The following is a 16,556-nucleotide window of genomic DNA, read 5'->3' on the forward strand; positions in this document are numbered from 1 at the left end:
CTTAGATGAGATTGAGCTAATAGCTCGCTCATATAGCATCTCCTTCATGACCACTTAATATCAACAATATAATTAAACATAGCCTTATACTAAAATAAAATTTTGTGGTAAATATATCTACACATAGGAATTAAGTATGTGGAAAATATATAAATGAAAGTCTTAATGTTAGAAAACCTAACATTAAGACTTTTTGTTATATGGAGATTTTTTTATAATAAAGCTATTTTAAAATACTTAAAGCATCAAATAAATCTTAGTAAGGAAGATGATGACTATGAGAAACAAGCTATTGTCGGCAGTACTTATAATTTGCTTATTAATGCCGTATAATGTGCAAGCTAAGGAGCAAGATAATTATATTAAGACTATGAAACAGGATTTATTAATATTAATGATGGCGTATCCAACCTATATAACTGGTGTAGAGAGAAGCAATGATAATGTCTATATTGTAATGAAGTCAGGAAAAAAGATAATCTATGATGATAAAAGGCCGAAGAGCTTTGAACAAAAGCTTGCCTCACCTGACTTGCAAGATATGCTGGAACAGATTTATCCTTTGGAATCTATAGATGGATTGGTAGCTGATAAGTTTGATCCTGGAAGAATGAGAGTTTACGAATTATTACATGAGGTTTACGGATATGGTCAGGCGCAGATAGAAAAGAATCTAAAGTCCGTTGCTGGAGGAATGAGATTTAACTGTCAGAACAATGCCGCAGACAATCTGAACATAGTTATAAAGAACCTTAATCAATTGGCCAAGGTAAATGGAAAAGCAGCATCGGATATATATCCTTTTAATGGGACTTACAATTATAGGATTATAGCTGGTACAGGAAGATTAAGTCCTCATGCCTTTGGATTGGCTATAGATCTTAATAGAGATTCTAGAGATTACTGGCAGTGGGCATCTTTGGAGCAAGGAGATAAGAGAATTAAGGGATATACAAAAGAAATTCCTAAGATATTTGAGGAGAATAACTTTGTCTGGGGAGGTAAGTGGAGACACTTTGATGTACTTCACTATGAATATAGGCCGGAGATAATAATGAAAGCTAGATACTTCGGAAAGCAGTTACAAAAAGGAGAACAGTGGTGGAGTCCAGTACCTTCAAGTGATGAGAATATTAAGAACTACATAGATATTATCGAAAAAGCGCTATAAATCATTGAAAATTTATTTAAAAGGTGGTTTTGCGATGCTAACTAAAGAAACTCATAAAATACAATCTGCAATAAAAACAGTTGTTGCATTTATTACAATAATAAGTGTTATTTTTTCCTTCAATGATAAAGTAGTAAAAGGCGAGCCCTCTGTAAGTGAGCCTATTAAAAGTGTAGAACCTCCTGTTGTTGAACCTGCTAAGAAAATAACTAAAGAAGAGGCTACTACAATAGTTCAAGACATATTTAATAATAGAAACAAGGCTATAATAGATGGTAATATGAACTTAGTCAAAGAGTTATATGATATGAAAACTCAGTATGGTACCTGGGCTTATGAGTATGAGCAAAAGAAAGATCAATATCTCCATAACTGGCAGGAGAAGCAAGGGGTTAAATTTATAGAAATAGTCCCTAAGGTAGTTGTAAAAAGAGTACGAGGGGATGAAAAAAAACTGTCTATAAATTTCATTTGTTCTACTGAATATAAGTACAGCTATGAGAATGAACCAGAGGTAGTAAACAGCTCTAGAATTGGTACTTACCATATCATGAATGTAGTAAAGGTAGGAGAGAAGTGGATTATAAATAAAGAGTGGTATAAGGATCCTTTTGGAGATTCTTTAGACTTAGAAAAACTTAAGGTTGATTCAATAAAAACTCATATACTTTCTCAGCAGGCCAGAGACTTTTCTACTCTTAATGAAAGAAGAAAAGGAGCAATAGATTATGCATTAACCTATTGCGGAGCTGCTAGTGAGGAAGTACACGGTTTTAAATATAATAAAAAGTATAGAGATTATAATCCCGAAGGTGGAGATTGTGCTAATTTTGCATCTCAAATACTACATGAGGGTGGCAAGTTTAAAAAGAATTCTGCTTGGGGATATGATAACAGCGGAGCTACAAGAGCTTGGCTTAATGCCGATGGTTTTAAAAATTATATGGTTGGTAGTGGAAGAGCTTCAGTTATAGCTTATGGAAGCTATGAAAAAGTATATAAGGCATCTTATAAGCTGCTACCAGGAGACTTTGTAGCTTATGAAAAAAAGGGAGACATAAATCATATATCAGTGGTAACTGGAGCTGACTCAAGGGGATATGCCTTGGTAACCTGCCATAATAGTGACAGAAATAATGTTCCTTGGGATCTTGGCTGGAGTGATAAGAAAATAAAGTATTGGCTAGTAAGAGTTCACTACTAGGCCAATCATGTAGCATATCATCAATAACTGTTTAATTTCAAGTGTGTTCTTAAACATACCTTTAGTTTAATAAGTGAATTTAATAAAGAGTCGCTGAAGAAAGATCACTTCAGCGATTTTTTTACTGTATATGAAAGTATAAAATTTTTTCTTAGCTAAGCCTATTAATACCAAGGCTCCAAAGTAGATCTTTAGGGTAAACAGTAAAAAATAAAACAAATTCCCCTGCCAGAATTTCTTTGCATACGTTGAGAAAATGCAGATGAGCAAAAAATCATGATAGCAATTTAAAAGGAAGTATCATATAAATGTTATATGATTATTGATTAAATAGGATTGATCTTATAATGAAGATAGATTTTGATTATAATAAAAAAACTATAAAGTATGTGGAAGGTTATATATTGAAGGGGGCAAACTATAGAGCTAACTACACTAGATTTAAAACCTTGTATAACTTCCCCGCAGCAGGGACAGAGACTGTTGAGGTATATAATTTTGAGCCTAAAAAGGAAGTGAAAGCTTCAGCTTTGCTGCTTCATGGTCTTGGCAGTCGTAATATAAAGTTTTTACTTTGGATGGGAGCTCATTTAGCTTCGGCCGGTGTCTATTGCTCTATACCTGTACTTCCAGGTAATTACACGAGAGTTGAGAATGATTCAGTAAGTGGAAGAAGTTTTTTATATCCTGAGATAAGAGTTATGTATAAGTTCTGGCAGCATGCGGTGGTAGATGTTATGAGTACCATTGATTATCTTGAACAAAAAAAAGTATGGACAAAAAACAATTGTATAATGGGTTACTGTTTAGGAGGAATGCTATCTTCTATAGTAGCATCTCTAGATAAGAGAATAGATCAAACTATATTTATGACTACTGGTGGATATTTCCCAAAGATAATACATCAGTCTCCAGCAGCTGGATTTGTAAGGAGGATGTTTAAAGAAGATTATAAGGACATACACTACCTATATGATAAGGAAAGATTGTTTCAAACCTATGAAAAGCAACTACCTATAGTAAGAAAAATGTCTCTTCAACAGATAATTAATAGTGAGGACATACATCCACTCTTCAAAATCGACCCTTTATCCTATGCAGGTAGTCTTAATAAAGAAAGAGTAACTTTTATAGATGCACTTTTAGATGCAGTGATTCCAATAGGAAGCAGAATGTCGCTTTTTAAGGAGATGAAAGGATCTGTAAGATATATATTACCTATGACCCATGGAAGTTGGTTACCCTTTGAGATACTATTAGCTCAATATATATTATATAAGGTAAATATTGCTGACAAGATTAGTTTGAGACAGGTAAAAAAGAAGCTGAAGTTCGATAAAGATTTCTTTTTTAATGGAGATTAAAATTAAATATGAATTTTTTTGGGCAAATTTAGTATTTTTTTTCATAAAAAGGACACAAATATTTTTTTATACGTTATAATTAATTATAAAGTAATTAAATTCATCATTTTTTACCAAGTTATCTTTATATATGCCCGAAAATTTCAACTAGATGGCATTTTGGGACATATATAAAAGGAACCAATTCTTATTCGGGGGGATAATCAATTGAATAGAAAAAAGATATTACAATTGCTGTTAGCTACTTCAGCGATAGCATCTACAATAGGATTTACAACTGAATATGTGCAGGCCGCTGAGCAAACAACTGTTCAAGCCTCTCAGAATAGTAATATAGTTTTCCATAATATTATGGGCAATTCTGAAGCAAGTAAGGCACAAATGATAAGTTACTTTAAAGCTTTAAATGTAAGTGGCTATAAGTTACCGGTGTCCATAGATGATTTTGTAAGTATTGCCTATGAAGAAGCACAAACAGAAGGTGTAAGAGGCGACATCGTAGTAGCACAATCCTTCTTAGAAACTGGTTATTTCAGATATGGCAATGGAAATGGTATTGTTCAGGCAGAGGATAATAACTTTGCAGGTTTAGGTGCAGTAAGCAAGGAGCAAAGCCATTGTAAGTTTAATGACGTTAGAGAAGGACTTAGGGCTCAGGTTCAACATCTAAAAGCTTATGCATCTACTAATCCACTAGTAAATGCTAAGGTTGATCCAAGGTTTGATCTTGTTGCAAGAGGCTCTGCCAAGACCTTAGAAGAGTTAGGTGGTAAGTGGGCTTACCCAGGATATGATACTACAGCCTTTAGCTCTTTTGAACAAGCCTTAACTGCAGGAAATACATATGGGCAAAGAATTTATTATATAATTGAAAAAACAATGGGAGCGAAGGGTACTGGAACTGTTATAAATAATACCTCAACAGTTTCTAATACTCCAGCAACAAGTGCTTCAACAACTACGAACACTTCAACCAGTTCAACTAACAGTTCTCAAGTAAGTCAAGCTACTTCTGAAAAGGGACAAGTTGTTAATGTTAGCACTAATTTAAGAATGAGACAAAGTCCATCTACAGATTCTGCTGTTTTGGCTTACTTAAACAATGGACAAACATTTGACATAAAAGGTAAGTCAGGTGACTGGTATCAAGTAAGTTTAAATGGGAAGTTAGGCTATATTCATAAAGATTATGTAAAAGAAATCACAAGCACTACTACTGTTGTAATAGTTCCTACAGTTACTGCAGGAAAAACTGAACAAGTTCAAAGCTTACCGGCAGCTGCTGTGCAGGCAAAAGGACAAGTAATTAACGTAAGCTCTAGCCTAAGGATGAGACAAGGGGCTAATATAGGTTCAGCAGTAATAGGATACTTAATAAGTGGACAAACTTTTGACATAAAAGAAAAGAATGGTGACTGGTATTATATAAGCGATAACGGAAAGCTAGGCTATATCCATAAGGATTATGTTAAAGAGATAAGTGGAACACCTGAAGTCACACAAAACCAAAGCAGTACTAATACATCTAGTAGTACTAATGTAAGTTCAAACACCAAGAGTGGTTCAACTACTGACAATAATTCAAGTACTAATATTCAATCTCAAAACAATAATTCTAAATACGAATCAGCTAAAGGACAAGTAATTAATGTAAGCTCTAGCCTAAGGATGAGACAAGGGGCTAATATAGGTTCAGTAGTAATAGGATATTTAAGAAATGGACAAACCTTTGATATAAAAGAGAAGAATGGTGACTGGTATTATATAAGCGACAGCGGAAAGCAAGGCTATGTTCATAAGGATTATGTTAAAGAGATAAGTGGTACACCTGAAACTACACAAACTTCAAGTAGCACTAATACTAATACATCTAATTCTAATCAGAATAGTAGCAGCGTTAGTTCAAATTATAATAGTAGTAATAATTCAAGCAATACATCTAATGATAAACCGATAAAGGGGCAAGTAATTGATGTAAGTACGAGCTTAAGAGTAAGACAGAATGCTAACCTTAGTTCTACTGTAATTGGTTACTTATCTAACGGAGAAACCTTTGATATAAAGGATGTTAGCGGTGATTGGTATTATGTTCAGTATGGTAGTAAAGCAGGATATGTGAGTAAACAGTATGTAAAGGTAACAGAAAGTGCTACCGGTGTCGCTGGGAATAATTCTCAGATTGGTTCTTCCACACAAAATAACAATACAAGTCAAGGAACAACTACTCAGAATGTACCAACTCAAAATGCTCCAGCGGTTCAGCAACCGCAGGTTCCAATAATATCTGAGCAGACAGCAATGGTTTATAATGTTAGTACTAATCTTAGAGTGAGAAGTAAGGCTAGCAGTGATTCTAGCAGCTACGTGGTAGCATATCTACTTCCTAACCAAACCTTTAAAATAATAGGTAGCTCAGGAGATTGGTTCAATATAAATGCCAATGGAAAAACTGGTTATGTTAATAAGGCATACGTTAAGATATTAGATGAAACTAACACTAGTACGAGTGATAATTATGCCAAGATTTATGAACAAGTACTTCAGGCTATGAAGAGTCAAGTTGGAACTCCTTACATTTACGGTGGTTCAGGTCAGATATTAACGCGATCACTGATAGATGAATTAAAAAAGTTATTTCCATTTGAGGCTACTAGTGGAATGTATAATTTGGCACCTATCCAATTCTTTAATGGAAACTATAGAGCCTTCGACTGCTCTGGATTGATGCAGTGGAGCTTTAAGCAAGCTGGTGTAATTATAGGAAGAACTACCTATGATCAAGTAAATGATGGTAGGGAAGTTAGTAAAGATGAAGTGAGACCGGGAGATTTACTACTATATTCAGATGTAAGCCATGTAGGAATGTATATAGGTGACGGTAAGTGGATAGAGGCTCCAAACTCAAGGAGTTTCGTAAGAATAGTTGATGTACCTTGGAATAAGATAGGTCATATAAGAAGAATAATAAATTAAATAATACAAGTTGATAAAAAGCTACTGAAGAGTTTTGTTCCCTCAGTAGCTTTTTTATTTTGGCACTGTTAAAGTACTGTGTTGAAATTAAGTTGTCATTTATCCGATGCTTAAATGAGCTTGCCAAAGAATTAATATGATTTTGTCATATTCCACCGATGTATCAATTCATAATGATTTTATATTTTCAAAGTCTCCACTCAGAACCTATCAGAATTTATTCACATACTTTCATAAAAGGTAGCTGCTTATAAAATAAAATATTGTTGGAATATAGCTGTAGTAATGGAATATATATTAGTTTTTACTATAATGAATACTAAAAAGAATTTTAGCAACAATATATTATATAAAATTAATATATATAACTTAAAACTTTCTATAGCTGTAACAGCTAAAGTGTATGAGTCTATCTGTAGCAAAAAGATTCATACATCTTAATAAAAATATAAAGTTAAAGGGAGGACAATTATGGCTGATAATAGATACAAAGAGCACGATATGGCAAAGCCTATAGAGCGACACGATACAGCTGCATGGGCTAACATAGCAGACACAAAGGAAGTATCTCAGGTTGAAATACCTGCTGAGTTAGATGTTAGAAATGCTAAGGAATGGGTAGACACAAACCAGAAATAATAGCAAAAGGAAGAGGGCATATTGCTCTCTTTTTTATTATTTAGAAAAATATAAAATTAAAAAAATCTGAAAGACCCAGTAAAGGGCCTTTCAGATAATAAGTTTTAAAGGATATGTTTAAGAAAATAGTTTTAATATGTCTGTTCAGCTAAGCGCTTGTAACTTTCATATCTTTCACGAGCATCTTGTTCGGCGATTTCCCATGCAGTATCTACTATATCAGGGAATACATTCATCAATGATGAGTAACGAACCTCACTGCTTAAGAATTCCTTATAAGGTTTAGTTGGCTCTTTTGAATCTAAAGTGAATGGATTCTTTCCGTCTCCTTTAACAAGAGGATTGTATCTGTAAAGATGCCAATAACCAGACTCTACAGCCTTCTTTTCTTGAGCCATACTAGTTCCCATACCTGTCTTAATACCATGACTTATACAAGGAGCATAGGCGATTATAAGTGATGGGCCATTATAAGCTTCTGCTTCTGCGATAGCTTTTATAGTATGGTTCATATTAGCTCCCATTGCTATTTGAGCTACATATACATTTCCGTATGTCATAGCCATAGCGCCAAGATCTTTCTTCTTTGATCTCTTTCCTCCAGCTGCAAACTTAGCAACTGCACCACTTGGAGTGGACTTTGAGGATTGACCTCCTGTATTTGAGTATATTTCTGTATCCATTACAAAGATATTTACATCTTCACCACTAGAAATTACTTGATCTAATCCACCGTAACCTATATCATAAGCCCAACCATCTCCGCCTATGAGCCAATGAGATTTCTTTACTAAGAAGTCCTTTTTATCTAAGATTTCTTTTAATCCAGGATTGTTACTGAAATCTTCCTTTTCTAATGCTGCAATAACTTTATCAGAAACTTCTCTTGATTTATCACCATCATCTATTGCTGATAGCCAATCATTGAATGCAGCCTTAACGCTGTCGCTACTTCCATTTTGTATGTATTCATGCATAAGTTGAGCTAGTCTTTCTCTCATCTGTTTTACAGCTAAATACATACCAAATCCATATTCAGCATTGTTCTCAAATAATGAGTTACCCCAAGAAGGACCTTTTCCTAAAGCGTTTGTGCTGTAAGGAATAGATGGAGCACTTCCTCCCCAAATAGATGAACATCCTGTAGCATTAGCTATCATCATTCTGTCACCGAATAGTTGAGTGAGTAATCTTATGTATGGAGTTTCTCCGCATCCTGGACAAGCACCGTGGAATTCTAATAAAGGTCTTGCAAATTGGCTACCCTTAACGGTTTTTCTATCCATTAAATTATCTTTATTTGTAAGAGTCATTGCAAACTCAAAGTTTTCAGCCTGAGCTTTAATTTGTTCATCTGCAGGCTGCATTATCAATGCTTTACCTGGAGCAGGACATATGTCAGCACAGTTACCACAACCAGTACAATCTAATGGACTTATTTGAATACGGAAGTCCAATCCCTCTAGTCCTTTACCTACAGCCTTTTTAGTTTCAAAGGTATCTAGGGCTCTTGATTTTTCATTTTCATCTACAAGACATGCTCTTATTACAGCATGAGGGCATACATATGCGCATTGATTACATTGTATACACTTATCTATCTGCCATTCAGGAATTGTTATAGCAATACCTCTCTTCTCATAAGCAGTTGTTCCTACAGGGAAGGTTCCATCTTCCATTCCTTTAAACGCACTTACTGGAAGTTCATCACCTTCGTGTCTAGCCATAGGTCTTTGGATATTCTTAATAAAGTCTGGTTCTTCTTTTATAGGTCCTAGATCATCAGTTGCATTCTTCCAAGCTTCAGGAACCTCAACTTTTACTAGAGCATCTATTCCTTTATCAATAGCAGCATTATTCATCTCTACTACCTTTTGGCCTTTTTTGCCATAGGTCTTCTCAACAGACTTCTTTAACAATTCAACTGCTTGCTCAACAGGGATTACCTTAGCTAGCTTGAAGAAAGCTGATTGCATTATCATGTTTATTCTTCCACCAAGACCTATTGATCTAGCTATAGCTATAGCATCTACTACATAAAAGTTTACATTGTTTTCGGCAATATATCTCTTAAGTGGTGCTGGAAGTCTTTTTTCTAGTTCATCACCAGTCCAAGGACAATTAAGGACGAAAGTACCATTTTTCTTTAATCCCTTTAATACATCAAAGTTATATATAAAAGAAGTATTATGACATGCTATGTAGTCAGCATTATATATAAGATATGGAGATTTAATTCTCTCTTTTCCAAATCTTAAATGTGATATAGTACTTCCACCAGACTTTTTACTATCATAGGAGAAGTAAGCTTGAGCATACATATCAGTGTTATCACCGATTATTTTTACAGCAGTTTTGTTTGCACCTACTGTACCATCAGAGCCTAAGCCCCAGAACTTACAGCCGATAGTTCCCTCAGGGGTAGTATCGATTATTTCTTCCTCTGGAAGAGATGTATTTGTTACATCATCAACTATTCCTATAGTAAAGCCGTTTTTAGGCTTATCAGCATTTAGGTTCTTGAATACAGCCAGTATTTGTGATGGTCTGGTATCCTTTGAAGCTAGACCATATCTTCCACCAACTATCATTGGCTTAATATCACTGTCGTAGAATATATTGCATACATCAAGGTATAATGGTTCTCCTGGAGAGCCAGGTTCTTTAGTTCTATCTAATACTGCAATTTTCTTTACACTCTTAGGTAAAACGTTCATAAAGTAGTTTGGGCAGAATGGTCTATAAAGATGGACCTTCATTACTCCTACTTTTTCACCTTTTTGTCTAAGGTAATCAACGGTTTCCTCTATGGTATCACAAACTGAACCCATGGCGATTACTATTCTTTCAGCATCTGGATCGCCATAATAATCAAATGGGTGATATACTCTTCCAGTTATCTTTTCTATCTCTCTCATATAGTTTTCAACTATATCAGGAACTTGTTGATAGAATGAGTTTGCAGCTTCTCTTTCTTGGAAGTATATATCTGGGTTTTGAGAAGTTCCTCTCAAAGTTGGGTGTTCAGGATTTAGAGCTCTATCTCTAAATTCTTTTATTGCATTGTAATCTAATAACTTTTCTACATCTTCATATTCTACAACCTCAATTTTTTGGTATTCATGAGATGTTCTAAAACCATCAAAGAAATGCATGAATGGAATTCTGCTTTTTATTGATGATAAATGAGCTACATTTGTTAAATCCATTACCTCTTGAACGTTAGAAGATGCAAGCATGGCAACCCCTGTTTGTCTAGCAGCCATTACATCTTGGTGATCTCCAAATATTGATAGAGCATGTGTTGCAATAGCTCTAGCGGTTACATGGAATACTCCTGGTAAAAGCTCACCTGCTACCTTATAAAGAACTGGTATCATAAGAAGCAATCCTTGAGAAGCAGTATATGTGGTAGTCAGAGCACCGGCAACTAAGGAACCATGTACTGCTCCAGCAGCACCTGCTTCTGACTGCATTTCTACTACTCTGACTGGCTGACCAAATAGGTTCTTTTTACCGTGTGCAGCCCATTCATCAACTCCTTCAGCCATAGGTGTAGAAGGGGTTATTGGATATATAGCTGCAACTTCTGTAAAAGCATAAGAAGCTTCAGCAGCAGCCTGATTTCCGTCCATTGTTTTCATAACTTTAGTCACAGAAAGTACCTCCTTTTAAAATCTAACTGATTATGCGTACTTTCATAGTATTTGCAATTATTATTGAGAAATTCATGAAAATGAAGAAAAATAACAGGATATATAGAAAAATGTACTACTTCGGTTTAAAAATTACAGTGTAGCTACACATTAATTCTAGACCAGAATAGTACATTTAACTGTTATAAAGTTGATTTGTTTAAGAATATTGTTGAAATTAATTTATATTATCAATTCAATGCTTCAAAGATTTTACACAAGAAATTAATATTAATTAAGATTATATAACATCTCTTACACAATTATTCGAGTTTAACATAGCCTATAACTTAAACTTCTGAACTAAGTTATTAAGGTTTTGAGCTAATATAGCTTGAGTTTGAACAGCTTGAGTCACATCATCAATTGACTCTGTAACTTCAGTTATGTTGTCCAATATTTCCTCAGAACTTGCAGCTGACTGTTCCGCAGTAGCAGATAGATTTTGAATAGAATCACTTACTTGATCCATAACAACATTCATTTGTTTAGAAGAAGCTGCTATTTCCTCAGACATATCATTTACAAAAGCTGCATCCTTTTCATACTGAACACCAGTATTTATGAGCAATTCATAAGTTGGCTTTACCACATCGTTCATGTAATCCAACATACCATAGCCTGTTTTTGATAATTTACCAAAGGCTGATTGTACTTGAGTAACCATAGCTTGTATACTTACAACTGCTTCAGAAGATTGTTCCGCAAGCTTTCTAACTTCGTCAGCAACAATTGCAAATCCTCTGCCTTGCTCACCAGCTCTAGCTGCTTCTATAGCTGCATTAAGAGCTAACAGGTTGGTTTGTTCAGCTATAGCACCGATAGAATCAGCAGCTATTTTTACCTTTTCAACAACTTTTCCTTCTTCAATTGCCTCAATTAATCCAGCTTTCTTTTCTTCATAGATACTTGCGCTCTCTTTACTGCTTTTTGCTCCTGTTTCTTTTATAGAAACTGCTCTTTTATCTATTTCTTTAACTGATGTTAATGCATTTGAGGCTCTACTAGATAGCTCGTTTGTAGTAGCTGTTACTTCTTGAGCAGAAGAACTTACGGTTTCAAAAACCACACTTAGATTTTGAGAGCCTTTAGCTATTTCATCTGCTGATTGACTTATGGTTTGCATCATAGAAGAAATCTCTTCAGTGGAAGCAGAAAGCTCTTCGCTTGAAGCGCTTAGGGTTTCAGAATCATTCATTACCTTAGATATAAGTTCTCTTACGTTACTCTTTGCTCTGTTTAACTGATTTGCTAGATTACCAAACTCATCTTTGCTATCGATAGACATGGAATGCGATAAATCACCTTCACCTAAGTAGTGAGCAAAGTTTAATATCTTTGATATTTGTCCTGTTATAGTAAGTGTCAAAGCTGCAGCTAGAATTATTCCTATAATAATAGCTATCACTGCTATTGATATTACAGTGATTAATGAATTTTTATATATCTTATTATTGCTGTTTTCTTTATCCTCCGCTCTTTGATCGATATTAGAAACTAGTTTTTCTATCGATGCTGTAAGTTTACTTCTTATATCGGCGGTCTTTGTACTAAGGGCTGCTGCCTCATCATACTTCTCTTGAGACATAAGTTGTATTATACTGTCACAGGCAGCTCTATAATCTTTTAACTGACTTTGAAGTAAAGAAAATTCTGATTTTTCTTCAGAGGTTAGATCATATTTTGAAAATTCATCAAATATATTATTATTTTCAGCTCTATATTCCTTTATTTTTTCAGTAGTAGCACTGACATTGTCCTTGTTTTTTGACTCAACCAAGTTGATTACAGCCAGTCTTATATGCATTGTGTTAGCGTTAGACTTTTCTAAGTTTTTTAGGGTTTGAAATTCTGAACTGTACATAGAGCTAGATGCTTTGTTAATTTTACTGATACTTTCTTGGCTTATTACCGTTATAGCAATCATAAATATGATAACTATTGAGAACCCGGATATGAGCTTTGTCTTAACTTTTAAGTTGTTAAACCATTTCATGTTATGATCTCCATTCTTCTTTTGTATTTTGATTTTTTATCGTCTAAAGACTCCATTTACTTGATATGATTTTCCTGGTTGCATGAATATGCATTGTTTTTAATAAGTTAATATAAATATTAAGTTTTTATAATTGCTTTACTAAACCATTATTTTTAGTTTAGAAACTAATAATTTTCTTGTTAAATAGTTAATCCTATTCAATATGTGTTAAGAATATTAATGATTAATTATAAGTATATTAGGAAAGTAGATAAAACTCAATAGCAATTAATAATAATTATCGATTAGTCGCAGTGTAAATTCTAACATAAAATATTTTTATGCATTATTTGGATTTATGTTCTTGTAAAGGTTTATAGCTTTCATTAAAAATCTGTTTTGTATCAAGGATATTTTTAGTGTCTAATATAATACTAAAGTTTGTTTATAATTATGCAGAAATAATTACTATAACTATATAACCTGGATTTGAGATTTTAGAAAAAATCCCCCATATCTCTAAAAGTGTCCTTAAGAGATATGGGGGATTAAAATTTTACTTCAAGCTATTTTAAATAAACATATGGGTCCGATGGCTTTGCGATGTTCTCGAAGCTATCAGCTATTACCAATGGAGTTATAGTTTTTTGCCCATCCTGAAGCTGATCTTTCTCTGATAGTTTTCCAACAACCTTAACCCATTGACCTTCTTTAAAGTCAACATTTCTATTACGTATTCTTCCAATAGGCCCTACAATTTGTGCATCTGCTATACAGCAGCTCATGTATAACCTTGATATTACAAATTCATTGCTATCCAAGCCCTTTTCTTTATGAACAAATCCGCTAATTGTAATTTCTCTTCCGTTATACTCAGAAACATGTTGGAACATATCTGAAAGTGATGCCACATAGTTGTCAGAAGTTATTGTAATAGGAAGCTTTTTGGCTCTTTCTTCTGCTGTCATCTGACCAGATACGTTGGCTAGCTTGTTTATAGCTTTAACTCCTTTGCTATCAACTATTGTTGTATCAATTCCTGCTTTTCCAGCGCCATAGCCTATAACTATGGTAAATAGAAATAGCAAGTATATCTTATTCGAACGTTTATATGTAGCTATGGTAAAGGATTTTCTTAATTGATATAGTGTGAGTATTACTAGAGCTACCTGAAATAAGTTTACATAAAATATTAGTTTTGGTGTAATAAACAGCTTGATTTCACCAGTTGTATTTAAATTATATAGGAATAATGATAGCAATAAAAAAGTTAGGAATTTCAAAAATTCATTAAAATTAAATCTCTTCATAATTAAATCACCTTCATTACTTCCATAAAGTTTACAAGTGATCCTAGCACAAAACAAACTACAATAATACTTGCTATTAACCAAAATACGTATTTCTTCTTAAAGCCGCCTGCTAGCATTAATGTGTTCTTAATATCTAACATAGGACCAAATATTAAAAATGCTATTATTGATCCAGTGGTGAACTGACCGATGAAGGTAGAACCTATAAAAGCATCTGCTTCAGAACATATTGATAAAATAAAAGCTAAGCCTATCATAGCTAATACTGATATGTAAGGATTTCTTCCTAATACATTTATACTGTCTCTGGCAACCAAAACTTGAAATACTGCTGATAATATTGCTCCAAATATTAGATATTTGCTTATATCCAAGAATTCAGAGACTACATTGTCCAGCAATAAGGATAACTTAGATTGATTTGAAGACGAGTTGTGTGATTCACCGCAGCCACAAAAATTATCGTCATCATCATAAATATCAGTTCTTAGCAAGTTTGGTGTAGTTTTTTCTAGGAAGCTTATTATAAAACCTATAGTAATAGCAGCTATCATTCCGGCAATACTTCTTATAAATAATATGGATATTCTATGATTAAAGGCATAGTAAGTTGACATCAGTACTACTGGATTTATTATAGGAGTTGCTAGCATAAAGGTGGTTGCAACCCCTACTGGTACTCCTTTTTTTATAAGACGCCTTGCTATAGGGATTATTGCACATTCACATATAGGAAAAAAGATTCCTATTGCAGATGCCATAAGTATTGCTAAAACTCTATTCTTAGGTAATATTTTGGCTATAGTTTTTTCAGAAACATATAGTTGTATAAAAGAGGATATTAAGGAACCCAGAAATATAAAAGGCATAGCCTCTAGTATTATACTTATAAAGATGGCAGAAAAGTTTTTAAGAGTTCTACCATTGAAGGCTATCTTAAATTTTAGCATCAATAATATGGTAAGTATTATCAATGGAATAAATGCTAGTTTTGATAGTACATTAATGTAGTTTTTTTGTTTCGTTTCTCTATACTCCATTTTTAATACTCCTTTCTTGTAGCTTTATTTCCTATTTTAGAGAACAGTAGCTTAGTGGCAATTCTTAAAAACTTTAGAATACCGCCATCTAATATAGCCATGTATTGAAGTTCCTTCTCCAAGAAGTCAAGACTTTCTATATCTGCAATAAAGGTGTTTTTATTTAATTTATTTATATTAGTCTTAATGATTTTAAGCTTGTCCTTAGAAACCTTAGAGCAGTTGTTTAGTACTATTAGGTTGCTATGATAAATACACGGAAGAATAAGTGTTGGCATATTAGAAAAAAACATTTCATATGAAAGTATATCTGCCAAATAAAATACTGAAGCTAGCTTACAAGCTTTGCTCAATTCCTGGGAAATAATTTCTACCAATTGAACAAGGTTTTTTGTCCCATTGTATTCTATAATTATTCTCTGAGGCTTGTATTTTTCTATCATAGTTTTTATATAGTCAGCACTTATGTTAGAGCTAGGTTCACAAAATTCCAAATTTATATTCTTGCTATGTAAGATGGTATCTTCTATACTTGTCATGCCTTTTTCATTTTGAATAATCAAAACTCTTTCAAAAGAAAGATAAGTTTCTTTTATTAATGTATTTATGAAATAGGTCTTTCCAGCTCCTAAGAAACCAGTAACTATTTCAATATCTACTTTAGTCTGCATAATATAATCACGCCTTTAATTTAAAATAGTGTTTTTATCCTGGTACTGCTAAAGTACCTAAAGATTAATTGGTTTATAATCATAGGTTTTAGTACAATATCTAGCTCATATAGCATATAGGATATAACTATTTAGTTATATCAATATTATTAAGCATATACTAATCTTATTAATATAATTATTATATTACACTTCGATCCTTATAGGTTACATAAGAATTAATTTGTTCTCAGTAAAGTATGATATATTGTGGGAAATAATTCTTTGCTTATATTATAAATAGATCACTTAAATCCAAACTGAAGATTTGAATTAGCCATAAAGATATACCACTTCAATTTAAAGTGTATCTTCAAAAACTCCCTATATCATGAGAGGATAATTTGAAAATAAAGACTTTATTATGAAGTGGTACATATGCTCACGGTTCGAAGTTTAAGTTATACTCACCGTTAAGGTATTGCAAAATCTATTGCAAGCAAAACTCATAACTTAAAGTTTGCTCTTG

10 protein-coding genes are annotated in these 16,556 nt (G+C 33.4%); 5 read left to right on the forward strand and 5 right to left on the reverse strand.

Annotated elements, in window-relative coordinates:
* The first annotated feature begins 322 nt into the window (after positions 1-322).
* The 5 genes from GXK57_RS00685 to GXK57_RS00705 all read left to right on the forward strand — a co-directional run bounded on the left by GXK57_RS00685 (position 323) and on the right by GXK57_RS00705 (position 7,351).
* A complete protein-coding gene (locus GXK57_RS00685) occupies positions 323-1,171 on the forward strand; it encodes a M15 family metallopeptidase (RefSeq protein WP_243156348.1) in 849 nt (282 codons plus the stop codon).
* A 34-nt stretch (positions 1,172-1,205) separates the two neighbouring features.
* Positions 1,206-2,375 (forward strand): amidase domain-containing protein, encoded by a 1,170-nt coding sequence (locus tag GXK57_RS00690; RefSeq protein ID WP_160669936.1) that lies wholly within the window; start codon positions 1,206-1,208, stop codon positions 2,373-2,375.
* Positions 2,376-2,722: 347 nt separating this feature from the next.
* Positions 2,723-3,739 carry a dienelactone hydrolase family protein gene (locus GXK57_RS00695; protein WP_160669939.1) on the forward strand — a complete coding sequence of 339 codons (1,017 nt, stop codon included), beginning with the start codon at positions 2,723-2,725 and terminating at the stop codon, positions 3,737-3,739.
* Between the two features lie 207 nt (positions 3,740-3,946).
* Positions 3,947-6,712 (forward strand): SH3 domain-containing protein, encoded by a 2,766-nt coding sequence (locus GXK57_RS00700; protein ID WP_160669942.1) that lies wholly within the window; start codon positions 3,947-3,949, stop codon positions 6,710-6,712.
* A gap of 471 nt (positions 6,713-7,183) precedes the next feature.
* Positions 7,184-7,351, forward strand: coding sequence for a DUF3787 domain-containing protein (locus GXK57_RS00705; protein ID WP_160669945.1), 168 nt, complete (start codon positions 7,184-7,186; stop codon positions 7,349-7,351).
* A 131-nt stretch (positions 7,352-7,482) separates the two neighbouring features.
* On the opposite strand, the gene nifJ is transcribed toward GXK57_RS00705, so the two are convergent.
* From nifJ to GXK57_RS00730, 5 genes are all read right to left on the reverse strand, one after another.
* Positions 7,483-11,007: a pyruvate:ferredoxin (flavodoxin) oxidoreductase gene (gene nifJ / locus GXK57_RS00710; protein WP_160669948.1), complete on the reverse strand. Its 3,525-nt coding sequence runs from the start codon at positions 11,005-11,007 to the stop codon at positions 7,483-7,485.
* Between the two features lie 322 nt (positions 11,008-11,329).
* Positions 11,330-13,042 carry a methyl-accepting chemotaxis protein gene (locus tag GXK57_RS00715; RefSeq protein ID WP_160669951.1) on the reverse strand — a complete coding sequence of 571 codons (1,713 nt, stop codon included), beginning with the start codon at positions 13,040-13,042 and terminating at the stop codon, positions 11,330-11,332.
* Positions 13,043-13,590: 548 nt separating this feature from the next.
* Entirely contained in the window at positions 13,591-14,334 is a 744-nt protein-coding gene (locus GXK57_RS00720) for a TIGR03943 family protein (protein ID WP_160669954.1), read from the reverse strand.
* A gap of 2 nt (positions 14,335-14,336) precedes the next feature.
* Positions 14,337-15,377 carry a permease gene (locus GXK57_RS00725; RefSeq protein WP_160669957.1) on the reverse strand — a complete coding sequence of 347 codons (1,041 nt, stop codon included), beginning with the start codon at positions 15,375-15,377 and terminating at the stop codon, positions 14,337-14,339.
* A 2-nt stretch (positions 15,378-15,379) separates the two neighbouring features.
* Entirely contained in the window at positions 15,380-16,048 is a 669-nt protein-coding gene (locus GXK57_RS00730; RefSeq protein WP_160669960.1) for a GTP-binding protein, read from the reverse strand.
* Positions 16,049-16,556 lie beyond the last annotated feature (508 nt).

This window comes from Clostridium sp. C8-1-8, from assembly GCF_009928445.1.
Classification (GTDB): domain Bacteria; phylum Bacillota; class Clostridia; order Clostridiales; family Clostridiaceae; genus Clostridium_AR.